This is a genomic window from Herbaspirillum sp. AP02, from assembly GCF_015767275.1.
Taxonomy (GTDB): domain Bacteria; phylum Pseudomonadota; class Gammaproteobacteria; order Burkholderiales; family Burkholderiaceae_D; genus Herbaspirillum.
Genome location: NZ_JADWMY010000005.1, coordinates 214,887 through 238,118 on the forward strand (window position 1 = coordinate 214,887; position 23,232 = coordinate 238,118).

At 64.8% G+C, this 23,232-nt stretch carries 14 protein-coding genes; 2 read left to right on the top strand and 12 right to left on the bottom strand.

Annotated features, from left to right (window positions below; genetic code table 11):
- Positions 1-122 precede the first annotated feature (122 nt).
- The 4 genes from I5R65_RS12875 to I5R65_RS12890 form a co-directional block, all read right to left on the bottom strand.
- The gene (locus I5R65_RS12875) at positions 123-863 is read right to left on the bottom strand and encodes a response regulator transcription factor (protein WP_180668033.1); all 741 of its coding nucleotides are present in this window, start codon (positions 861-863) and stop codon (positions 123-125) included.
- Complete coding sequence (locus tag I5R65_RS12880) at positions 860-2,941, bottom strand: ATP-binding protein (RefSeq protein ID WP_180668034.1); 2,082 nt, start codon at positions 2,939-2,941, stop codon at positions 860-862. The genes I5R65_RS12875 and I5R65_RS12880 overlap by 4 nt, the downstream gene beginning before the upstream one ends.
- 8 nt (positions 2,942-2,949) lie before the next feature.
- Positions 2,950-4,524 (bottom strand): hypothetical protein, encoded by a 1,575-nt coding sequence (locus I5R65_RS12885; RefSeq protein WP_180668036.1) that lies wholly within the window; start codon positions 4,522-4,524, stop codon positions 2,950-2,952.
- 106 nt (positions 4,525-4,630) lie between these two features.
- On the bottom strand, positions 4,631-6,286 hold the full coding sequence (locus I5R65_RS12890) for an HD family phosphohydrolase (RefSeq protein WP_180668038.1): 1,656 nt from the start codon (positions 6,284-6,286) through the stop codon (positions 4,631-4,633).
- A gap of 476 nt (positions 6,287-6,762) precedes the next feature.
- Between I5R65_RS12890 and I5R65_RS12895 the strand changes: the two genes are divergently transcribed.
- Complete coding sequence (locus tag I5R65_RS12895; RefSeq protein ID WP_180668039.1) at positions 6,763-7,536, top strand: 3',5'-cyclic-nucleotide phosphodiesterase; 774 nt, start codon at positions 6,763-6,765, stop codon at positions 7,534-7,536.
- A gap of 77 nt (positions 7,537-7,613) precedes the next feature.
- On the opposite strand, the gene I5R65_RS12900 is transcribed toward I5R65_RS12895, so the two are convergent.
- The 4 genes from I5R65_RS12900 to I5R65_RS12915 all read right to left on the bottom strand — a co-directional run bounded on the left by I5R65_RS12900 (position 7,614) and on the right by I5R65_RS12915 (position 17,106).
- On the bottom strand, positions 7,614-8,393 hold the full coding sequence (locus I5R65_RS12900; protein WP_180668041.1) for a FecR domain-containing protein: 780 nt from the start codon (positions 8,391-8,393) through the stop codon (positions 7,614-7,616).
- A gap of 22 nt (positions 8,394-8,415) precedes the next feature.
- The gene (locus I5R65_RS12905) at positions 8,416-12,600 is read right to left on the bottom strand and encodes a filamentous hemagglutinin N-terminal domain-containing protein (RefSeq protein ID WP_180668043.1); all 4,185 of its coding nucleotides are present in this window, start codon (positions 12,598-12,600) and stop codon (positions 8,416-8,418) included.
- A gap of 1 nt (position 12,601) precedes the next feature.
- Positions 12,602-14,278 carry a ShlB/FhaC/HecB family hemolysin secretion/activation protein gene (locus tag I5R65_RS12910; RefSeq protein WP_370460938.1) on the bottom strand — a complete coding sequence of 559 codons (1,677 nt, stop codon included), beginning with the start codon at positions 14,276-14,278 and terminating at the stop codon, positions 12,602-12,604.
- Between the two features lie 554 nt (positions 14,279-14,832).
- On the bottom strand, positions 14,833-17,106 hold the full coding sequence (locus I5R65_RS12915) for a CHASE2 domain-containing protein (protein WP_180668044.1): 2,274 nt from the start codon (positions 17,104-17,106) through the stop codon (positions 14,833-14,835).
- Between the two features lie 215 nt (positions 17,107-17,321).
- On the opposite strand from I5R65_RS12915, the gene I5R65_RS12920 reads away from it, so the two are divergent.
- Complete coding sequence (locus I5R65_RS12920) at positions 17,322-18,164, top strand: aldo/keto reductase (RefSeq protein WP_180668046.1); 843 nt, start codon at positions 17,322-17,324, stop codon at positions 18,162-18,164.
- Between the two features lie 55 nt (positions 18,165-18,219).
- Here the strand turns inward: I5R65_RS12920 and I5R65_RS12925 are convergent, their stop codons facing one another.
- The 4 genes from I5R65_RS12925 to I5R65_RS12940 all read right to left on the bottom strand — a co-directional run bounded on the left by I5R65_RS12925 (position 18,220) and on the right by I5R65_RS12940 (position 23,017).
- On the bottom strand, positions 18,220-18,885 hold the full coding sequence (locus I5R65_RS12925) for an aspartate/glutamate racemase family protein (protein WP_180668048.1): 666 nt from the start codon (positions 18,883-18,885) through the stop codon (positions 18,220-18,222).
- Between the two features lie 22 nt (positions 18,886-18,907).
- Positions 18,908-20,356 (bottom strand): MFS transporter, encoded by a 1,449-nt coding sequence (locus tag I5R65_RS12930; RefSeq protein WP_180668049.1) that lies wholly within the window; start codon positions 20,354-20,356, stop codon positions 18,908-18,910.
- 468 nt (positions 20,357-20,824) lie between these two features.
- Positions 20,825-21,679: a MurR/RpiR family transcriptional regulator gene (locus tag I5R65_RS12935; RefSeq protein ID WP_180668051.1), complete on the bottom strand. Its 855-nt coding sequence runs from the start codon at positions 21,677-21,679 to the stop codon at positions 20,825-20,827.
- Between the two features lie 81 nt (positions 21,680-21,760).
- Positions 21,761-23,017 carry an Hsp70 family protein gene (locus tag I5R65_RS12940; RefSeq protein ID WP_180668141.1) on the bottom strand — a complete coding sequence of 419 codons (1,257 nt, stop codon included), beginning with the start codon at positions 23,015-23,017 and terminating at the stop codon, positions 21,761-21,763.
- Between the last annotated feature and the right edge of the window lie 215 nt (positions 23,018-23,232).

Sequence of the window (23,232 nt, forward strand, 5' to 3'; positions counted from 1 at the left end):
AGCAGTGGATAAAGGCGGAACAAAAACAGGATCACGGTCGGGACCAAAAACCGGACAGGCGCGCTACCACGCCGCCGGATCAACGAGGCTTGAGAAGGGGGCGAGGAGCCGGGCCTTGCCCGTTAGCCCCACAGGGTCTCGATCTCGGCATCCAGGAAATAACCCGCGCCGCGTTCGGTGCGCAGCAGGGTCGGGTTCTTGGGATCGGCTTCCAGCTTGCGACGCAGGCGCAGGATCTGGACATCGATGGCACGGTCGTAGACCTCATCAAAGGCGCGCGTGCTTTCCAGCAGGTGCTCGCGCGAGACGATGCGCCCCGGCGCGCCCAGGAAGGCCACCAGCAGGCTGAATTCGGCATTGGTCAGGCTCACCTGGCGCTGGTCCGGCGCGGTCAGGCGACGCGTGTTCAGGTTCAGGTCCCAGCCGGCGAAGCGGTAGGCACGCGGGTGCTTGCTGCGGGTCACCGGCGCGGCGGGGGCGGCTGACGTGGCGGTGCGGCGCAGTACGGCCCGCATGCGGGCCAACACCTCGCGCGGTGAAAACGGCTTGGTGATGTAGTCGTCAGCCCCCAGCTCCAGGCCCATCACCATATCGGCCTCTTCATTGCGCCCGGTCACGCAGATGATGGACATGCTGCTCTCGGCCCGCCAGCGGCGCGCCAGTTCGGCGCCATCGATGTCGGGCAGACCGAGGTCCAGCAGCACCATGTCATAGACCGATTCCTGCACGGCGCTTTGCGCCTGGGCGCCGGTGGCGGCGCTGTCCACCGAGAGGCCATGGCCGCTCAGGTAGTCGACCAGCAATTGGCGCATGGCCTGGTCGTCATCGACGACCAGCACCCGGATGGGAGGGGTAGTGCTCATGGAGTTCCTTGTTCGGTATCGGGCAGCGCGGTCATGATAGCGCGTCGCAATGCAGATCGCTCAAGCGGCTTGCCCAGGCCGGCGACACCCAGCGTGGCCGCCAGTTCCAACACGTGCGGCTGGCCGGAGCACAGCACCACCGGCAGATCGGCGCGCATTTCGCGCAAGGCCACGATGAGGGCGTCACCCTGCATCTGTGGCATGTCCAGGTCGGTGATCACCAGATCCACCGCCAGCGGCTCCAGGGCGAATTCCTCCAGCGCCAGCAACGGGTCGTCGAAGACGATGGGCGCATAGCCCAGCGCATCCAGCCATTGCGCGCACAGTGTGCGCTGGCCCGCATCGTCGTCGACCACGAAGATGCATTGGCCCTGGCCGCAGGCGACTTCATCGTCATTAGGCCGGCTGGTGCTGGTCGTCGATTCCGGCGCCGGTGCAGGGGGCGCCCTATTTGTTGCGGCTGCGGTTGCGGTTGCAGCCGGCAGCAACAGCCGGAAGCGCGTGCCCCTGGTATCACTGGCAACGGCCACGCCGCCTTCATGTTCGATGGCGATGCCGGCGACGATGGCCAATCCCAATCCGGTCCCCTTGCCGCCCGGACCGTCGCGCGTGGTGAAGAAGGGTTCGAACAGGCGCGACAGGTGCTGCGGGGCGATGCCGCTGCCGTCATCCACCACCTCCAGCCACACCGCCTGCTGCTGTGGCAGGTCGCCAGCCAGGGGCGCTTCCGCTGGCGCCTCCCCGGCATGCAGGCTGACCACCACCCGGCTGCGCGCGGCCTGGCTGGCATTGCGGATCAGGTTCAGGGCCACGCGTGAGAGTTGTCCGGCATGGCCTTGCACCGCCAGCGGCTGGGCCGGTGGCAGGAACTCGATCACCACGCCGGCCCGGCACAACGGTCGCGCCAGTTGCACCGCCTCGGCCACCGGCTCGCGCAGGTCCAGCAGGCTGCGTTGACGATCGCCGCGACGTCCCGCCAGCAGGATCTGCTCCGTCAGTTCGCGCCCGCGACGCACCGCCGACACCACCTCGGACAGCGGGCGCTGGGCCGGCGCGTCCGGGTCCAGCTGTTCCTGGGCCAGCTCGGCATAGCCGCCGGCAGCACCCAATACATTGTTGAAGTCGTGGGCAATGCCGCCCGCCATCAGCCCCAGCGATTCGAAGCGGCGCATCTGTTCCATCCGTGCCGCCAGCGCCTGCCGCTCGCGCATGGCCACCGCGATGAAGAAGGTCAGGATCGCCAGGCCGGCCAGGTCGACCTGCAGGCTCCAGGTACTGTCCAGCCCTTCCTGGCGATAAGGGCCGATATCGTAGAGCGTGAGCAGGACCGCCATCACCGCGGCCAGGCTGGTCACCAGGGTGGCACTGCGCATGCCGCCGTACAGGGCGGCTCCGGCCAGTACCAGCGACAGCAGCACGCGCTGCACCTCGCCCGACCAGTCGCAGGCGGCGCACGCCAGCAATACCGCCACCACGGCCACGGCACCGAGCACCGAAGGCCGGTCGCCACGCAGGCTGCGCCAGTGCAGCTGCGACCACACCAGCCAGGTCGGCGTGAGCACCAGGATCGCCAGACCATTGCCCACCAGCAGCGTGCGCCATTCTGCCCACCATCCGGCCGGCATCACATCGGCCGCCAGGGTCGCCCCCAGAGCGGCCACCAGCGCCACCACCAGCAAGGGCAGCAGGGCCAGGAAACGCCCCAGTTTGTAGAGGCCGTCGAATTGCCCGTCGCGACTGACGAAGCGCCGCCCCAGCCATAGGCAGGCGACGATCTGCACCACGTTCAACAGTGCGAAGCCGGCATCGACCTGCACCGGCAGGCTATCGCGGTCGCCCACCACCAGCATGGCCACGAACACCGCCAGCAGATACGGGAACCAGTCTCGCGCCGGCTTGCGCCACAGCAGCGCGATCATCAATGCGGGGGCCGGCGCGGCAATCGGCGCCAGGGTGGCGCTGTCCTGCAGATTGGCGGCAGGACTGGCCAGGAGCGTGTAGACCACGCCGCACAGCAGCGCCGACAGCAGGCTGCGAAACATGCCGGCCAGCGGGCGTTGAGAAAGAGGGGGGGTCATGGCAAGCCTCAGTTGCGCGAATACAGGACCCGCAGCGCCACCCTGCGCTCTTCCGTTGGCAGCTGGTTGACCGCGCGCAGGTAGGCGATGGAGGCATCGCAGGTGGCATCCGGATCGGCCTGGCGACGCAGCGCCGACGACAGCAGCTTCAACTGTTCCTGCGTCAGGGGCGCCAGCGCCTTGCGGAAGACGCGGGTACGCTCGGCCAGGGTGTAGCGACCGGCATTGGCCGGATCGGCGTCGCGCATCAGGCGCTGGGTCATCTGCTGCTCGCGGCTGGCGAACTCCTGCGGCAGCACTGCCTGTGGGGCCTCGCGACCGGCGGCAGCGTCCGCGCGCGAGCGTGGATAGATCAGTTCGGTACACGCCGCCGTACTGATGCCACGCAGGGCGACCGCTTCATCCAGCAACAGTTGCTGGAACTCGGCCAGGGATTCATCGGAGGCGATCGGCAGCAGGCGACGGCTCAGCAGGCCGACCTGCTCACGACCGACCGCCAGGATATCGGCATCGGAAGCATGCGCCTGTACCTTGGCCCAGGCCAGATCGATGGTGCGGGCGAAATCGGCAGGATGGTAGCGCGCCATGATGTCGAACAGGGCGCCTTTCTTGAACTCGGCTTCCAGGATATCGCGTGAACTGGCGATGGTGGCGATCTGCGCAGTCTCGCCACCTGGCGCCAGGCGCGTCAGGACACCGGCCTGCAGCAACTGGCCCAGCTCCGGATACCAGCTGCGGGCGGCCGGGGTATCGGCGATGCGTTCGATGAAATCGTGCGGCAGACCCAGCTTGCCGTAGGTGTCGAAGGTCAGCTTGCGGTCGAAGCTCCTGTTGATGCGATCATCTCCACCCACCGTGTAGAGCGTATGAAAACCGATATGCGCGCGCGGGTCCATGGCGCGGTCACGGCCGGCCAGAAAGGCCAGCGTGCAGGAAGAGGAACACTCCTGCTCCACATAGGTATCGAGCCGATGGCGCCGGATCACCTCGCCCACCAGCTTGCCCTCGCGCACCCAGCCCCCGGCGGAATACAGCACCACGGTCTGCACCGAAGGATGCTGCAGCAACAGGTGCTCCAGGCCATCGGCGGCGCCATCGTTCATGCCACCCTGCAGCAGCAGCGACTTGCCATCCACCCGGAGCTGGTAGACCACGGGCGGCCCCAGCTGTTTGCCCAGGGCGATCTCGAACTGCTCGCGCAAGGACGGCGCGGCGCGCCAGGTGCTGCTGGCCATGCTGATGGCGCCGCAGACGATGAGGAACTTGACCACCACCTCGGCCCAGCGCCGCCCGCCCCGCGCCACGTGCTTGCCGGCCGAACGCCAGCAGCCGCAGACGCCCCAGGTCCAGGCCAGGTAGCTGAAGGCGGCGATCCCCAGCACGCCGGCCATGCCATAGCGTGCCGGCATGTCATTGGTCAGGCGCGCCAGCACCGAGATGGCCAGTGCCGGCACCAGCGAGGTCAGCAGGACGGTATGCAGCCAGTAGGAACGGCCCAGCGAATAATCCCCGCGCCAATGACGGCGCAGGAAACTGGCGGGCGGGCTGACGGAAACGGAAGATCGGTTTACTGCCTGGGACACGTGGTGCTTTTCCTCGATGCGAGCGCGCGTGCAGCGGGCTCGTCTTCAATGACGGGTGACTTTATGCAGCCGTGAGCATAACCCAGCTTGGCCCGGGTGTCGGTTTTCAGCCACCGTGACCGGGAATGCGCGACAGGTCGACTTCGTCGATCTGGCTGGCATGCATGAACTGTTCGGCATACTTTTCATAGATGCGTTCCCGCACGAAGAGGTCGAACAGGTCCGGGTCGATATGGTCGCGCGCCTTGAAACCGGCCAGGATTTCCACCGCCTCGTTGAGCGTATTGCCGCGCTTGTAGGGACGGTCGGCGGCCGTGACGGCCTCGAAGATATCGGCCACCGCCATGATGCGCGCCTGCACCGACATCTGGTCCCGCGTCAATCCCTTGGGATAGCCCTTGCCATCCATGCGCTCGTGGTGGCCACCGGCAAATTCGGTGACCCGTGAGAGTTGCTTGGGCCAGGGCAGCGACTCCAGCATGCGGATGGTGATGACGATGTGGTTGTTGATGATGGCGCGCTCGGCGTCGTTGAGCGTCCCGGCGCGGATGCGCAGGTTGCCGGCCTCTTCGTCGTCGAGCAGCTTGCGCAGTTGGCCATCCGGGCCGCGCCAGGTCCGCTCGGCAATATCCAGCACGCGCTGCTGGTCTTCGGCGCGCATGCCTTCGTTGCCATAGTTGATCTTGCGCAGGAAGGCGCGCTCCTCATCCATCTGCAGCACGTCGGCCTGCAGGGCGGCATCCAGCGCAGCCGACTGGTCCGCGCTCAGGGCCGTGCCCAGCGCCAGTTTTTCCTGCAGCATGCGGATTTCGGCGTCACGCTTCAAGACTTCGAAACGGGTATCGATCAGGTGGATGCGGTCGAAGATGGTTTCCAGCTTGGTCGCCTTTTCGACGATATGGCTGGGCGAACCGATCTTGCCGCAATCGTGCAGCAGCGCCGCCAGCCACAGCTCGCGACGGTCGGCGTCGGTCATGCGGAAATCGGCCAGCGGGCCTTCGGTGGCATTGTGGGCCGCCTCGGCCAGCATCATCGCCAGCTGTGGCACCTGCTCGCAATGGCGGCCGGTATGCGGGGATTTTTCGCCGATGCCGATGTTGATCAGCTTGATCAGGCTTTCGAACAGGTTTTCCAGGCGACCGATCAATTGCTGGTTGGTCATCGCCATGGCCGCCTGCGACGCCAGCGCCTCGATGAAGCGTTGGTCGGTCTCGGAGAAGGGGATCGGCTCGCCGCTATCGGCATCGATGGCATTGATGAGCTGCAACACGCCCACCAGTTCGCCTTCGTGATCCTCCATCGGCACCGTCAGGATGGACTTGGACCGGTATCCATACTTCTCGTCGAACAGGCGCATGCCGTTGAAGTTGAAGCCGCTGGCCTGGTACACGTCGGGGATGTTGACCGAATTGCGGGTATTGGCGGAATAGGCCGCCACCGCCGCCAGGTTGGGCTGGCCGTCGGGCAAGGTCAGTGCGATGTCGGGAATCGAGATCGGCTGGCCGCTGCTGCCGCCCTGGTGCATCTTGAGGGTCTGGTTGACCGAGATGTAGAAGCGCAGCGCGTCGCCACTTTCGGTGATGCGATAGAGGGTCCCGCCATCGGCGCGGGTGATGTCGCGCGCGGTCAGCAGGATACGTTCGAGCAAGAGCGGAATATCGCGATTGCTACCCAGTTCGCGGCACAGTTCGGTGAGCCGTTCCAGCCGGTGCGCGATGTCGCGGTGCTGGCCGGCACTGGGACTGAGGTCGTGGATATTCATGCTGCCATCTCCCCAGCACGGCAGTGGTGGCACGGGCCGTAGTGGCAGGCTCGGGCTGCTGGATGGACTGCTGGCGACATGCTGCTCCCTGATGCGTTGGCGTATGGACATGGCACGATGATTGCCGGCCGGCAAACCCGCGTTTTCTTCAGATGCTTTTTGGGCATCGTGGCGATTCTAGAACGACGGCGCACGCCGTCTTGCAGCGAACTTGTGGGGATTTGGGCGCCAATTCTACGCTTGCCACGGCCGTTGCAGCCCGATGCTGCGTATTTCCGGCAGTCGCCACGCCACTGCCGAGCTCAGGGATATCCTGATTGCACTCCGGCCCCGAATCCCTTACCATCACGATCTGTTGCATAATTTGCCACATCTTCCGCAAAACCAGTCCCGGCGGGGGTTTCCGGGCTGCAACGCGTTCCTGTGAAGCATCCATGCTCTTGCAGGGACCCATCCTCCTAAAAGCGGCAATGACGATGCGTGTAGAAATTCTCGGCTGCAGTGGCGGCATCGGTGGCAATGGCATGCGCACCACTTCCCTGCTCATAGATGACGATATCCTGATCGATGCCGGTACCGGCGTGGGCGACCTGTCGCTGCAGCGACTGGCGGCCATCGATCACGTCTTCATCACGCACGCCCACCTGGATCATATAGCCTGCCTGCCCCTGATGATCGACAGCGTCGGCGACCTGCGCAGTACCCCGCTGACCATGCATGCCACGGCGCAGACCCTAGAGATCATCCGCAAGCACATCTTCAACTGGCACATCTGGCCCGACTTCAGCGTCATCCCGAATGCCGAGCGACCCTTCCTGCGTTTCGCCACGGTTGAGCAAGGCCAGGCGGTCCGTATCGGCCAGCGCAGCATCACGCCTCTGCCGGCCACGCACACCGTACCGGCAGTGGGTTATCACCTGCACAACGAACATAGCGGCGCCTCGCTTGCCTTCAGCGGCGATACGTCCATCTGCCCGGCGCTGTGGGAAGCCCTCAACCGCATCGACGCCCTGCGCTACCTGATCATCGAAGCCGCCTTCGCCAATCGCGACCGCGAGCTGGCGCTGCTCTCCAAGCACCTGTGTCCCAGCCTGCTGCTGCAGGAACTGCAACACCTGCAGAGCACGCCGGAAGTGCTGATCACCCACGCCAAACCCGGTCAGATCCAGGAGATCGCCAGCGAGATCGCCGCCGGCACTGGCGTACATCATCCCCGCATGCTGGCCACCGGCACCGTGCTTGAGTTCTGAAGCCGACCGGCTTCGTCAAAAAGGGCGCCGCACGCAAGTGTCGGCGCCCTTTTTTCAGGCTTGCTGCAGCGTATGGATCACTGCGCTACGCAGGCATCCAGCTTGGCCGCACCGATCTTCTGCGTGCCGTTGTTGCCATTGCTGCTGATGGCCGGCGGCATGGTCACCTGCACGCCCTGCGACTGCGGCACGATCACCGGCGGCACGATCCTCGACTGCACGAAACCGAACTGGCCGGCACTGAAGACCTGCGAACCGGCCGGGTTGGTCACCACGATGGCGCCGGTCACCACATCCACGTGCAGACCATTGTCCGGCGGCTGGCCGCTGGGAGTCGGCACGCCGCCGCAATCGTTCTGGCAGTACAGCGCGCCGAAGTGAGTGCCACGAATACCGATGGTGGCCGTGGGCGTATCGAAATTGACGGCTTCATGATTGCGCTTGCCGACCAGTCCGGTCACTGCCCGCAGGCCGCCCTTGACCAGGCCGATGGCCACCGAGTCGTTCTTCGGTTCCTTCTCGTCGTAGATGTACTTGTTGACCGCCACCTCGGTCCCCGGACGCAGGACGATCTCGGCATTGTCCAGGAACTTGACGCGGGTATAGGTCTCGCGCTCAGTGATCAGGGTATCGCCCTGCAGGATGGCCGATTTCACGGCCAGCACCACGCGCGCACCATCGGCATGGCGCGCCGTAAGCACACCCGACAGATGGGTCACCTGGCCGACCACCGGCTGCGCCTGCGCCTGGGCCGGGGCAGCGACGACCAGCAGCCACAGCACCAGGCTCAACGCCAGCAGTTGCCCGGCCACTTGTTGCCGGACCAGTCCCGGCAGGTTTTGCTTGAAGGAGTTCATAGGCGTGATTTGATCCGGTTCATCAGGTGCACATCGGCAACGGTTTCTTGACCTGCTTGCGATCGCCACCCTCATCGCCGAAATTATCGGCGGTGCCGCCCACGGTCTGGCCGTTGGCATTGTTCTGCTGCAGGACATCGCCGGTATGGTAGACCGCCGAATCCGACAGCTGCGCATTGTTCAGCGTGGTCTGCAGGCTCTGGCTCTGCTGGTTCTGCTGCTGCTGCACCGCCTGCGCGGTCTGGCTGGTGGCCGAGCTGCCGCTGCCGGAGACCGGCGTGCGGGTGCCGTTGACGTCGGTAATGGTCACCCCTTGCGCGTAACCGATCACCGCGCCCGAATCCACCGAGAGCAGCGCCACGCCCGGCGGCGAGGTGGAGATGTTGGCATTGATGGTCATCGAGTCACCGGCCGAAAGCGTGATGTTGCCGCCGGTCGAGACCAGCACGCCATTGACGATCAGCGTGTCGTTGCTGCCCGAGGAGGCGCCAGCGGTCAGGGTGATGCTGCCGGTGGCGCTCACGCCGCCCGACCCGATGGTCAGCGGGCTATGCGTGACCAGGCTCACGGAGCCGTTGGAACTCTTGACCTGGCCGGTCGTATTGATGCCCAGCAGCGACAGCTTGCTGGCCGCGCTGGTGACCGTGCCATTGGCGCTGGTGGGCAGACTGCCGAGGAAATCGGCGCTGCTGCCGATGGCCGTGGTCTGTGCGCCACCGGTGTTGTCGATGCTGATATTGCCGCGTGTGGTGCTCACGCCATTGATGCTGACCACGCTGGCGTCGCTGGTATTGAGCGAATTGGTGAGGCTGATGTCACCCGTGCCATTGTTGTTGGCCGCGAAGCCGGCCACCTGGTTACCCGAGTTGCTGAGCTTGATGCCGGTGGTAGCCGCCGCGATCAACTGCTGCTTCACCCGCAGCGAGGTACCGCTGTTCTGGCTGACGTTGCCGCTCTGCGCTTCCAGTACCAGGTTGTTGGCGGTGATATTGCCCACGGCCAGAGCACCGCTGGCCTGCGACAGCGCCGCGTCGGCCAGGGTCAGATTGCCACCGGTCTGGGTAAAGCCTTCTGCCACCACCAGGCGCGAGCCGGTATTGCCGGTCACGGTGCCGTCGGAGACGGTCAGGTTGGACAGGCGGACATCGCCGCCCAGCGTCAGGTTGCCGGCGGTCAGATTGACCGTCATGCCGGACTGCGAGGCATTGGCGATGGTCACGCTACCCTTCAACAACTCGGTCACGCCGTCCTGCACGTCGGTATCACCGATATTGAGGGTGCCGTTGCCACTGGTGCTGCCATTGAGGATCAGGGCCGTAGTGGCGTTGGCAGCCGCCGAACTGCCGACACTGATGTTGGCCGTGCCCTGGATGCTGGAACTGTTGCGTACCGTCAGGTTGCCGCTCTGCTGATACAGCTGGCCGCCCTGGGCAATCTGCAGGCTGCCGATCACGTCATCACCGCTGTCATGACTTGCGCTCTTGTTGGCAGCGATGACCACAGTGTCGATCTGGGTTGGAAGATAGGTGTCGCTGGTGCGCTCACCCTGGCTGTCGACCCAGCTGTAGCGGCTGCCCCAGCCACCCTCGCTGTTGGCTGCGTAGAAGGTCTCGGCACCCCTGAACTGCAGGCTGAGCGAGCCGCCGTCACCGTAGACCGCCTTGATCATCTTCTCGTCGCTGCCCACTTTCACCACATCGCCGGTCACGTTGCGGAAATAGCTGCTACCGACGCCCGATTCGTTTTCACCGAAACTGAAGACATCGAAGCTGGCGCTGCTCGCTGGAACGTAGTTGCCGATCAGTCGTGTCTTCAGGGTACCACCCAGGCTGACCGAGTTGGTGCCGAAGGTGATGCGGTCGTAGCTGGTGGCGCTGACGATGTCGACCAGCATCTTGCCGGCCGCATTCTGCGTGAAGCTGGCTCCATTGATGGTCAGGTTGCCGACGGTCCCGTCGCCACCCGGCGCCAGGGTGCCGTTGTTGGTGACCGAACCGGTGGCGGTGAGCGTCCCGGTGCCCGAGATGGTGCCATTGGCCTCATTGGTGATCTGCTTGGCGCTGATCGTGGCGCCGGCCATGGTCAGCGTGCCGTTGTTGGTCACGCTATTGCTGCCGCTGACGATGGAGGTCTGGTTGCCCAGGTTCATCTGGCCATTGTTGACCAGGCCGTTCGAACCATCCAGGCTCAGGTTCTGGCCCACGCCGCTGATGTTGAGCGTGCCATTGTTGGTCCAGGTGGCATTGCCCGATGCAGTCAGGGTCGTGCTGGCCGCATTGAGCAATATCTTGCCATTGGCATTGTTGACCACATCGCCACTGGAGGTGATCGAAGCGCTGGAATTGACGTTGATGGTACCGTTGTTGCTGATCCCGCCGCTGCCCACGGACAGGCTGTTGCTGCCACCGGTCAGCAGGTTGACGGTGCCGTTGTTGTTCACCGAATCGACGTTGAGCTGGCTGCCTCGCATCGTCAGCACGCCGGCACTGCCCAACTGCAGGGCAGCGGCAGTCAGCAGCCCCCCCGTGCCGAGATCGACCGTGCCATTGCTGATGAGCAGATTCCCTTTGCTGGAGCCATCCTTGACGTCCATCGTGCCACCGTTGAGCACGACGCGCGCGTTATTGCCGATGGTCGTCTGGTGGCTGGAACTGACCACCGCCATACTGAAACTTTCCGTCTCAGTCTGCCGGTAGCCACTTTCGAGGTTCAGGTCCAACTTGCCCACCGTACTGGTGATGTTGGCGTTGATGGTGATGTTGTTGGCCGCCTGCAGCGTCAACGTGGCATCGGAGCCACTGGTCTTCTCGATGGCGGCGCTGACGGTGATATTGCCATCGGCGCTACCACCCGTGCCCGTCGTGAGCTGGACGCTGGTGCCGCTGTTGAGCTGGTCGCTGATGGTGCTGGCGCTGATCTGCGAGCCGCCCTCACCGGAATACACGGCATAGGAGGTACCGCAGCCGTCACCATTGCCGGTCAGGGTGCCATTGGCCACCACCTCCAGGTCATACGGATCGATCAGCCAGGTACCGCCCGAACCGACCTTGGGCACTTTCACCACGTCCAGTTGCTTCAGGCCCGAGGTTTCGACGAAACCGCCCTGCCCCGGCGCGCCGGTGGCCGAGACATCGCCATCGATGAAGGCCTTGTTGCTGGCGAACAGCGTAACGTTGCCGCCCTTGGTGCCATCGGCGGTGATGCTGGAACTGGCCGTGGTGGTCAGGTCCTGCGAGGCCCGCAGGAAGATGCGGCCACCTTCGCGCACCACGCTGGAGGCGTTGATGACGCCACTGTTGGTGATCAGGCCCGCAGCCACGCCGATGCGCCCGGCTTCGGCGGTGATGCTGCCCAGGTTGGTCACGTTGCCGGCGCTACCGGTGACGTTGACCGTCACGCCCGGCGTGGCGGTATCGGCCAGGGTCACGGTCTGGCCGGCGGCCAGGATCACTTCGCCCTGCGGGCTCTTGATGATGCCGCTGTTGGAGACACTGCTGCCGATCAGGTAGACGCTGCCGCCGGTGGCCGATTCGATCTTGCCCTGGTTGTCCACCAGGCCGGCCGTGCCCTGCCTGGCGAAGTTGAGCTTGCCGGCCAGGAAATCACTGTCGCTGATGGCCAGCGAGGTGGCGATGAAACGCGCCGCATCGATGGTACCGCTGGGGCCGATCACCACGCCGTTGGGGTTGTACAGCACCACCGTGCCGGTGGCGGACAGCTTGCCGTAGATCTGCGAGATATCCGCGCCCGTCACCTTGGCCAGCAGCGCTGCCGCCGCATTGGGCTGGTTGACGTTGACGGCGGCATCGGCACCGATGCTGAAAGAAGCAAACTGGGCGATGGCCTGCGGCGAGAGCTGGTTGATATTGAGCGTGTTGCCGTTCTGGGTGAAGGTGACATTGCCATTGACCACGCTCCAGCCGTTGGGCAAGGTCCCCGGCGCGGGCGCGGCCGCCAGTACCGGTGCCTGCCAGGCGCCGCAGACGGCGGCCGCCGCCAGCGAGATGCGCAGACCCGGCGCCAGCACGCGCTGCCAGGAACGACGCAGCAGGCGCGACAGCAATTGCGGCAGCGGCTTGCGGGGACGCCAGGACAGCGTCAGCTTGCGCTTGCCCACCCGCACCGTGATGGACGGCGGCAGCAATTCGATGACCGGCGGTACCGGTGGTTGCGTGGAAGCAGAGGCGGATGTGGATGTCGAAGTCATGTCAGAACCCCAGGATTGCGCTCAGGTGGGCGTTGAGATCGCCGCGTTGTTCGGTCACCGAATTGCCATTGAGGAGCACGCGCGCCACGTCCAGGCGCAGGCTGAAATCACGGCCCAGGGTGTAGCGGACGCCGGCGCCGAAACTGGCCAGCGTCACCGTGGAAGGCAGCGTGGAAGCGGAAGTCACGTTGTTGTTGGCGCCCCGGCCGGCATCCAGGAAGGCCAGCAGGCGCATGTTGCCGCGCGCCTCCTGCTTGGCCAGCAGGTCGGGCGTATAGACTTCGCTGTTGAGTACCACGCCACTGTCGGCAGCCACCGCGCGTTCGGTAAACCCGCGCACGGTATTGGCCCCCGCCATGCCGAACTGCTCCACCGGCGGCAGGGCGTGCGGAGAAATCTGCAGCGCGCTGGCCAGACGCACCTGCCAGTCGCTCTCGAAGCCCTTGAACCAGGACGCACCGCCACGGATGACGATGAAATTGTCCATCGAACGGCGCGCGCCGGTGAAGAGCGAATAACGGTCCGTCACATTCAGGCTATCGTTGCGCCGCGCCTCACCGGTGGCCATGTTGCGGGCAATGCCGAGGTTGTAGTCGATGATCTGGCCCACGCTCTGGCGCTGCGCGCTATAGCTGATCGACAGCGGCAGCGTGGAATACGGCACGCAGGTATTGATGGTGGCGCCATTGAGCAGGCCGCCGGCGATGGCGCAGGATGACTCGACCTTCTTGTAGTCCGCCCCGAACACCAGCTTGCTGCCCCACTCCCCGCTGCGGGCAAAGAAGTGGTTCCAGCGCAGTGCATAGACTTCGCCGCGACCGGTGATGTTGAGGGTGGAATTGAGCGCCAGCGTCTGGCCCGAGCTGACGTTGGATTTACCGTAGATGAAATCCAGACTGTCACCCAGTGCATACAGCGGCACCCGATAACCCAGCGAATACAGGTCCACCTTGGCGCCCGAGGGCGAGTCCGGCGAGGTGGTGTAGGCCACCGTGGCCACATGATCGCGATTGAACAGGTTGGAGTGCTGCAGGGCCACGCCGGTACGCCAGCGGCCGGTATCGCCGCTGCCGGTGTTGTCGACGTTGAGCAGCAGGCGCAACGGGTTTTCGTCCTTGACGGCGACGGCGGCATCGATCTGATTGCTGGTCTCGGATGCCGTCAGGGTCACGTTGACCTGCTTGCCCGGATTGTCGTTGGCCAGTTGCACCGATTCCGAAATGCGACGCAGATTGGGCGCGTTCCCCTCGCGCAGGTCGGGAATGCTGGCGCGGATGTTCTGTTCGCTGAAGTAACGGTTGTCGCTCACCACCACCTTGCCGATGAGGGCTTCGACCACCTGCAGGCGCACCACGCCGCCGGTCAGTTCCTGCTCCGGCACACTGACCTGGACGGCACTGAAGCCGGCGCTGCGATAGGCATTCTCCAGCGCCTCCAGCGCCTGTTGGATATCGCCGTAGACCCGCCCCGGCCCGGTGAACGGCGCCACGACGGCTTCGATGTGGGACTGCGACAGCAGGCTGTTGCCTTGCACGTCATAGCGGCGGATATCGAAGCGCTCATCCCTGGGCGCCGACATGGCAGCACCCGACGCGGGTGTGGCCGTTTGCGCCAAGGCACCCGCGGCTGCGCCCAGCAGCGCCATCCCCATCACATACTGCGGCAAGCATCGTTTCATCGTCTCAGCAGCCTCGCATGCGGCGAGGCTCTCCCTGTTTTCTTGTTTGCGATGTGCATCGCCCTCGCGATGCACCCCTGCTCCCTCCCGCAAAGCCCTTGCACCACTGACCACCCCGATCAATGGCGCAGGCACGCAAGTACGCGCCCGTGGAGGACACAACCCATGCCCGGTCCACGGCGATGACGCCCTACAGCGAAATACGAATACGAAAAGGAACCCCTGAAGCAGACTTATCCGGACGCCGATGCGCCACTTCTTGAGGGAGTGGATGGATCGCTACCGGATACGCTGCCGCCTTTCCAGGCGGCACCGCTTATTGATACTTGTAAAGTATACTGACTAGTCCTGACGGCGTCGACAATAATCGTCGTTTAACCGCCTCCAGTGGGCGTTTGCGCCACTTTAAGAGGACTCAAATTTCCCTCCGGAAATTGTTCTCATCAGACAGATGTAAAGAATTTCACCTCACCCCCATGCAATAAGAACAAGTGTCCATTGCGTGCCGGGCAAGCGCCTGAAGATTGCATGGAGGAACGGGATGTTGGCGCCGCTCATTTGGTCTCGAATGTGGTGACGCCATCCCAGTCTGCAGCCGGCGGCGTGAGGCGATAATGCGCGATGCGCTCCAGGTAGAGCGTGTAGAGACCCCGCGGCTGCTCCTGCTGCAGGGCCTGCAAGGCCGCCTCGGCATCGTCCCAGCGCTGGGCGCGCACCAGCGCCAGTGCCGCATGCCAGCGCTCGAGCTCGGCGCGCAAGGCGGCATCGAGGTCGCTTTCCAGTGCCAGCGGTTCATAGATGGGGACCGGCTCGTTCTTGCCCTTGACCCGCACGCGGTCCAGCTCGCGATAGGCGAACTGCGGCGCCGCCTGGCGCGTGGCCTGGCCCACCAGCAACCCTACCCCATAGACCTTGGTGATCGATTCCAGCCGCGACGACAGGTTCACCGCGTCGCCCATGACCGTATACGCCTTGCGGATCTTCGAACCCATGTCACCCACGCGCATCTGCCCGCTATTGAGGCCGATGCCGATCTTCAGCGGTGGCCAGTTGCGGCGGATGAATTCCTCGTTCAGCAGCAGCGTGGTCTGCTGCATCTTCAGCGCCGTGGCGACAGCGCGGGCGGCGTGGTCAGGCACTTCCAGCGGCGCGCCCCAGAAGGCCATCACGGCGTCGCCGATGTACTTGTCCAGGGTGCCGCGATTGCCGCGGATGTCTTCCGACATCGCCGTGAGATAGACATTGATGTACTCGCGCAACTCGTTGGGCTGCAGGCTCTCCGAGATGGTCGTGAAGCCGCGCACATCGGAGAACATCACGGTCAGCTCGCGGATCTCGCCCTCCATGTTGTAGCTGGCGGGATTGGCTGCCATTTCCGCCACCAGTTCCGGCGCCACGTATTCGCCGAACAAATTGACGATGGCCTTGCGGTTGCGATACTCGAACAGGTAGCCCCAGGCCAGGTTGCTGATGAACAGCAGCGCCACCAGCAGCAGTGCGGTGGCCAGCGGCAGCACCATGCCGGCGCCGTCATAGAGCCAGAAGTTGAGTCCGCTCAGCGCACCGGCCGCCCCCACGGTGAGCAACATCGACGCCAGCGGCCCCAGCATCGGCAACAGCAGGCCCAGCAACAGGCCCACCAGCAGTACCTGCAGAGCATCATAGCCCTGCGCGAAATCGGGCCGAGCCTTGAAATCGTCATCGATGATGGAGGCAATCAGGTTGGCGTGGATTTCCACCCCCGGGTAGACCGGGTTGACCGGCGTGGCCCGCAGGTCGTTCAGGCCCGGCACGGTGGTGCCGACCAGCATGATCCGGCCATCCAGCTGATCATGCGGATAGGTGCCGCGGATCACGTCCACCGCCGGCACATAGCGGAAGGCGCCGCCCTTGGGACCGCCCGCGCCGCGATAGGTGACCAGCGTGGTCAGGTGCCGCTCCACGGGGATGAACAGGGGCTGCGGCCTGGCTTCCACGACAATGCCGGCCAGCGCGCCATAGTCACGCAGCTGACCCTCGAACAGCACATCCTGGCGTTGCAGGAAGACCGGCTTGATGCGCCTGCCACCCAGCGCCACGCGCGAGGTCGCCAGTGCCAGTGATTCGTAGAAATGATCGCCCACCTGCGCAATCAGCGGCACGGCGCGGATCAGGCCGTCGTCATCCGGGATGGGATTGAAGAAACCGCCGGCCCGCGCCGCTGCCTGCAATTGCGGCAGGTTGGCGCCATAGGCCTGCCAGTGGGTCACATCCAGTGCACGACCGCCCAGGTCGGCCACGCTGAAGGCCGGCGCCGGCAACTGCCCCTTGGCGATGGCGCCGGATTCATTGGAGAGGTTGTAGCCCATCACCACCGGCTGCCCCTGCAGGGCCTCGGCCAGGCGGGCATCGTAGTCCATCTGCGGCTTGAGCATCTGCAACTGTCGCGCCAGTTGCGGCACATCCTTCAGCGGCCCTTGCGCCAGCTGTTCCAGGCGACCATAGCCGGAACTGGTATCGGGCTCGGCGAAGACCACGTCGAAGCCTACCGATTGCGCCTGGTAGGTCTGCGTCATCTGCTTCACCAGTTGCGCCACCACGTCGCGGCTCCAGGGCCAGCGACCGAGTTCGCCGATGCTCTTCTCGTCGATGTCGATGATGACGATGCGCGGGTCCAGATCGGGCTTGGCCACCCGCATGCGCAGGTCGTAGAAGAACAGGTCCAGTCGTTCCACCATCCGGTTGGGCAGCATGCCCATGACCTGCGCCCCCGCCGCGCCGGTCAGTACCAGCGCCAGCAACCAGCGCGCCCAGTATTTGCCAAAGGCGGTACGCAAACGACGCAGCATGGACTTTCCCCCGATTCCCTTTTTGATTGGCTGCGATCATGCCAGTAGTTGGACGCTGCCACAATCGGCGCACTGCGGCCATATTGCCTGGCAGCATCACCGGCGATCGGCCGGGCATGAATGAGCACCATTGGCGCAGCGCGATGAACCGATGGCGAAAATGGGTTCTAATATTTTCCCATCCACTCTTTCCACCCTTCTTCCTGGAGCCACAGATGAAGCCCATCCCGCTGATCACACTGCGCAATGGCGCGCAGGTCCCCGTTCTCGGACAAGGTACCTGGAACATGGGCGAATCCCGCGCCGCTGCCGCCACCGAGGTGCGTGCCCTGCAGGCGGGTATCGACCTGGGCATGACGTTGATCGATACCGCCGAGATGTACGCCGACGGCAATGCCGAGCGCATCGTCGCCCAGGCCATCGCCGGCCGGCGCGAACAGGTCTATCTGGTCAGCAAGGTCTTGCCGCACAACGCCAGCAAGCGCGGCACCATCGCCGCCTGCGAAGCTAGCCTCAAGCGCCTCGGGACCGAGCATCTCGATCTCTACCTGCTGCACTGGCGTGGCGCCCATCCGCTGGCCGCCACCATCGAGGGCATGCAGACCCTGGTGGCGCAAGGCAAGATCGGTGGCTGGGGAGTGAGCAACCTGGATACCGACGACATCGCGGAATTGCTGGAGGAGCCGGAGGGCGAGCACACCCTGTGCAACCAGGTGCTCTACAACCTGTCCCGCCGCGGCATCGAATACGACCTGCTGCTGCAGGCGCAGGCAAGCGAGGTGGCCGTCATGGCCTATTCGCCCATCGAACAGGGGCGCATCCTGAAGAACCCGGCCTTGCACGTCGTGGCGCAACGTCACGGCGCGACACCGGCGCAGGTGGCGCTGGCCTGGGTAGTGCGACAACCGGGCGTGATCGCCATTCCCAAGGCGGCCGACGTCGCCCATGTCGAAGCCAACCGCGCCTGCCTGGCGCTGGCTCTGGACGAGACCGACCTCAAGGAACTGGATGCCGCCTTTCCGCCGCCCCGCCGCAAGGTGCCGCTGGCGATGCTGTGAGCGCTGCGGCGTTCAGGGGATTTCAGCCAATATTCAGGCAATATTCAGGCAATACTCAGGCTGCCGCCTCCAGCGCCTGCAAGGACTTCAGCAGATGACGCACCGCCGCCGGGATCGGTGCAATCACCGGCACCGTGAATCGCCGTGCCAGGGCAATGGCGGCCTGGCCCAGCGGGCCGCCGCCGATCACCACCGCCTGCGCACCGTCGGTCTCCACGCATTCGCGCACCGCCTGGGCCAATGCCTCTTCCAGTGCCTGGGGATCAGCCGCCAGGGCACGCGGATCGCCCGCCGTCAGGCGGATGCCGGTATAGAGCCCGCCTACCCCGGCCTGCACTGCCTTCTCGCCGATCACCCTGGCCAGTTCCGGTGTGACGGTGGCGATGCCGAAACGGCGACCGCCCTGGGCAGCCTCCAGCATCGAGGCTTCGCATAGGCCTGCCACCGGGCGTCCATCCAGCGCGCGCAGACGTTCGATACCCGGATCGCCGAAGGCACTGATGATCGCGCCCACGCTATGCCGCCCGGCCTCGCGCCAGTTGCGTTCCACCTCGGGCGCAGCCGCCGCCAGTTCGTCGGCATTGACGATCATCCCCGGCCCCTGCCCGGCACTGACGCCACTGATGCCATAAGCCGGCGGCAGCTCGGCGCGGGCGATGGCCACCATCATGTCGGTGGTGGCACGGGAAGCATTGGGATTGATCAGCAGGATATGCGGCATGCCAGTCTCGACAGAAAATGCATCAGCTACGCGCCGCCACCGCCTGCACCGGCGCTTCGGGAGCGTCGTCCTGCAGCGGCGCATCGGGCGACTTGCCATAGGTTTCGGGAACGGTGCGCACGGCCAGTGTGAAGATGCCATACATGGCCGCGATCATGCCGAACACCCCGGCCAGGCCGAAGGCGTCGAACAGGCGTCCGGCCACCAGCGGCATGAAGGCGCCGGCAGCGGTGCCGGTGGCCAGGATGAAGGCGGTGCCGAAGGCGCGCACCCGGGTGGGATAGAGTTCCGGCGCATAGATCCAGATGGTGGTGTTGAGCAGCAGCACGAAGAACTGGAACACCGCACCAGCCGCCAGGATCAGCACGATGCTCTTGGCCAGGAAACCGATGGTCAACGCCGCCAGGCAGGCGCCGATGGCCCCTGCCGTCAGCACACGCTTGCGTGGCAGGTGGAAACCGAAGGCCGAGGCCGCAATCGCGCCCAGCAGGCTGCCGCTCTGCATCACCATGGTAAACAGCAGGCTCTTGGAGACCGTGTAGCCCAGGCTGACCAGGATAGTCGGCATGAGCGTCAACACCGAGATCTGCGCGCCATAGGTCATCCAGATGGCGACACACAGCGGCAGCGTGCGGCGGGCCAGCGCACCCTGGAAGATTTCCATGGAACGCACCTTGACCGGCGCCGCCTGCTCGCGCTTGCCATCATCGCTGATCCAGGCCTGGCTCTGGGGCGCGGGGCCGGACAGCTTGCCGCTGGCCAGCCGCGCCAGCACCTGATTGGCCTCGGCGATCTTGTGACGCGACAGCAGGAAGCGCGGGGTCTCCGGAATGTAGCGACGGTAGAAGGCGCCCAGCAGGGCCGGCAGCATCAGGCAGAAGAACAGCCAGCGCCAGCTGTTCTCGCCCGGGAACAGGGTAAAGACCAGCAGGCCGAAGGCCGGCGCCAGGAAGTTGCCCATGCCGCCGGCACCGACGTTGACCAGACCCACGGCCGTGCCTCGGAACTTGCTGGAGCAGAACTCGGCCAGCATGGTGACCGCAATGGCGATCTCGCCCCCCAGGCCGAAGCCGACGATGGCGCGACCGATGGCCATGACCGTCAGGTCCGGTGCCAGCGCACAGATGCCCGCACCCAGGGTGAACAACAGCAGGTCCAGGCTCAGCATGACGCGGCGGCCATAGCGGTCGGCCACCAGCCCGGAGACGATACGGCCGATGGCCGCGCTGGCGAAGGTAACGGTATTGAGCAGGCCGATATCGGTGGCGGACAGCCCCCACTGCTGCTTGAGCAGAGGACCGACCAGGCCGATGGCGTTCTGTTCGAAACTGTCGAACAGGCAGCCGATCAGGATCAGGAAGATGATGGTGTGGTGCGAACGGGTCACGCCGATCTTGTCCAGCGCGCCGTCCAGCTCGGCCACGCGCGGCGAATTCGGGATGTCCGGCGACGAAAGTGTGGGTCCAGCCATGGTCTGCTCCTCGTGCGTAGGGATGGCAAATGAATGCTGCTCGGTCTGCGGTCGAATCAAGGCTGTGGAACCACGGCGGCTGCATGTCACCGTTCGGATACTGTAGTCCAGCATGCCCGTGATTGGAAGATTGATTTCAACAAATGTTGTTTTATGAAATTTAAATTTCAATCACGACAGGCTATTAGCAATCTGCATGCCAGCACTTCCGGATGCCTGAAATTCAGCTTTCAGAAGCATCGGGATAACGGACAAAGCCGCCAGGGACATGGATTGGAGACGAAACAGGAATGTAGATCGCCAGTGGCTGGCGGCGTCCCAGGCGTGATGCCGGGTGCGCCCCAACGGGGCGTCGACAGGCGCTGCGCACCGCCGAAGTGCAGCCCCGAGTGCACCAGGCGCATGAAAACAGGGAGTCAAGCCAAATGATTTTCTGAAATCAACATTTCAGTCCGGCAAACCGGGAAATCATCCGAAATCGCCCAGTTCCTCATGTTCCTGCTCCACTGCCGCCAGCCGCTTGCGTCCGGCGGCGCCACTGGCGTCGATCACCAGGGTGGCCAACAGGTCGCACAAGGCCATCACGCCGACATGGTTGTCCAGCGGGCCGGGACCGCGACACTGGGCCTGCAGCGACCAGTGGGCCTGGGCGCAATCCGGCGAGGCGTGGTCGCTGATGTAGAGGATATGGGCAGCGGCGCGCACGGCGGCCTGCAGCAGGCGGTCCATCTGGCTGGTCTGGCGGCGGGTACCGAAGACGATGACGCAATCCCGCTCGGACAGGCCGGCGGTGTATTCGGCCAGGGTCTCACCGGGACCGGGGAGGGCCGTCACACGCGGCAGCACCTGGATGATCTGCCAACGCAGGTACAGCGCAAAGGCCTGGCTGCTGCGACTGCCGAAGATCAACACCTGCGGGGCGCCGACGATGGCGCGGGCAATCTCGGCCATGGTGGCATCGGACAGGCGCTCGAAGGTGGCCGCCAGATTGGCCTGCGATTGCTGGAAGTGCGCCGCCACCGAACGTACCTGGCGCGCCGCACTGCTGCTGCCGCTGCTGCCGTGGAACAGGGGCGAGCCGACTTCCTGCTCCTCGCGCACGTGACGGCGTGCTTCCTCGTAGCTTTCATAGCCGATGCGGCGGATGAAACGGCTCACCGTGGAGGGCGACACGCCGGCCAGTTGCGCCAGCTCGTTGCCGGCGTAGCTGGCCAGTTCGCCCGGGAATTCCAGCAGGAAGTCCGCCAGCAGGCGCTCGGTGCTCGACAACTCGTCCAGCTTGCTGCGCACCCGGCGCACGAAGGATTCGGAAGAAGGTCTCATGGTGACGCGGGCCTGGCCCGCTGCGGTTCGATCAGGATCGCCGCATTGTATAGCAGCTATCGTCGCGGGAAAGGCGCCAGCTCAACCGAACTTGCGCGCCGCATCGATCGCCAGGCCGCTGCCGATGCTGCCGAACAGGTCCCCCTCCACATGCCGTGCCTTGGGCGCAAGCGCGGCGATGCGATTGCGCAGCAGGCGCACGCCGCTGGAGCCTCCGGTGAAGAACACACTGTCGATATCGTCGGCACGCAGGCCGGCCTGCTTCAATAGTGCCAGCACGGTCTGCTCCACCGTCTGCACCAGGTGGTCGACGGCGGCATCGAAATCGCTGCGCTGCAATTGCAGCTGTTCGGGATTACGCAGACGCTCCAGATCCAGCAGGGTCTGATCCGCCGAGGACAGGGCAATCTTGCCAGCCTCCACCTGCAGGGCCAGCCAGTGGCCGCAGCGCTGCTCCACCACATCGAGCAGGCGGGCGAAGCGCTCGCGGTCGGCCACTTCGCGAGCCACGTCCTGCAATTGCTGCCAGGCCTTGCGGGTGTAGAGCTGGTTGATGGTGTGCCAGGTGGCAAGGTTGAAGTAATAGCTGGAGGGAATCTCGGCATTGCCCTGCAGGCGGCCGCCCAGGCCCAGCAGCGGCATGACGCAGGCCAGGCTGAAATACTTGTCGAAGTCGGTACCGCCGATGTGTACGCCGCCGTTGGCCAGGATGTCGTCACGACGTTCGCTGCGCTGTGCGCGCTGTGGCGACAGGCGTACCAGCGAGAAGTCGGAGGTACCGCCACCGATGTCGACGATGAGCACCAGCTCTTCCCGGTCGATACGCGACTCGTAGTCGAAGGCGGCGGCAATCGGTTCGAACTGGAAGGCGATGTCCTTGAAACCGACATCGCGTGCGATCTGCTCCAGCGTATCCTGCGCCAGCTGGTCAGCGGCCGCGTCGTCGTCCACGAAGTGCACCGGACGACCCAGCACCACGCTGGAGAACGAGGTACCGGCGGCACGCTGGGCGCGCTGCTTCAGCTCACCGATGAACTGCGACAGCAGGCCGCGATAAGGCAGCGCCCGCCCGCCGACCTCGGTCTGGCCATCGATGGCGCCGGAGCCCAGCAGACTCTTGAGCGAGCGCATCAGGCGACCTTCATAGCCGGCCAGATATTCGCCCAGACCGGCGCGGCCATAGCTGAAACTGTTCTCGTCGGCGTTGAAGAACACGACCGATGGCAGCGTCGCGCGGCCTTCTTCCAGCGGCAGCAGCAGGGAATCCCCGGCGTCCGGGCGCAGCCAGCCCACGGTGGAATTGGAGGTGCCGAAGTCCACACCGCACGCGTTCGCCATCGCCATCGATCACTCCTTGTTTTTTCGGCCGGCAATCATATAGAAAAGCACCGTGCTTGTCTGCACGCATGTCCGGCAGCGTTTGAAGCAAGCAACATGCCTTGGGCAATCTATTGCCGGCACGACAATATCAGGACGACAAAAAACGCCGGGCGGCATGTCTGCCGTCCCGGCGCCTTCTGCACCTGGGGTGCGCCTGTAGAGCGCCTGTGGAG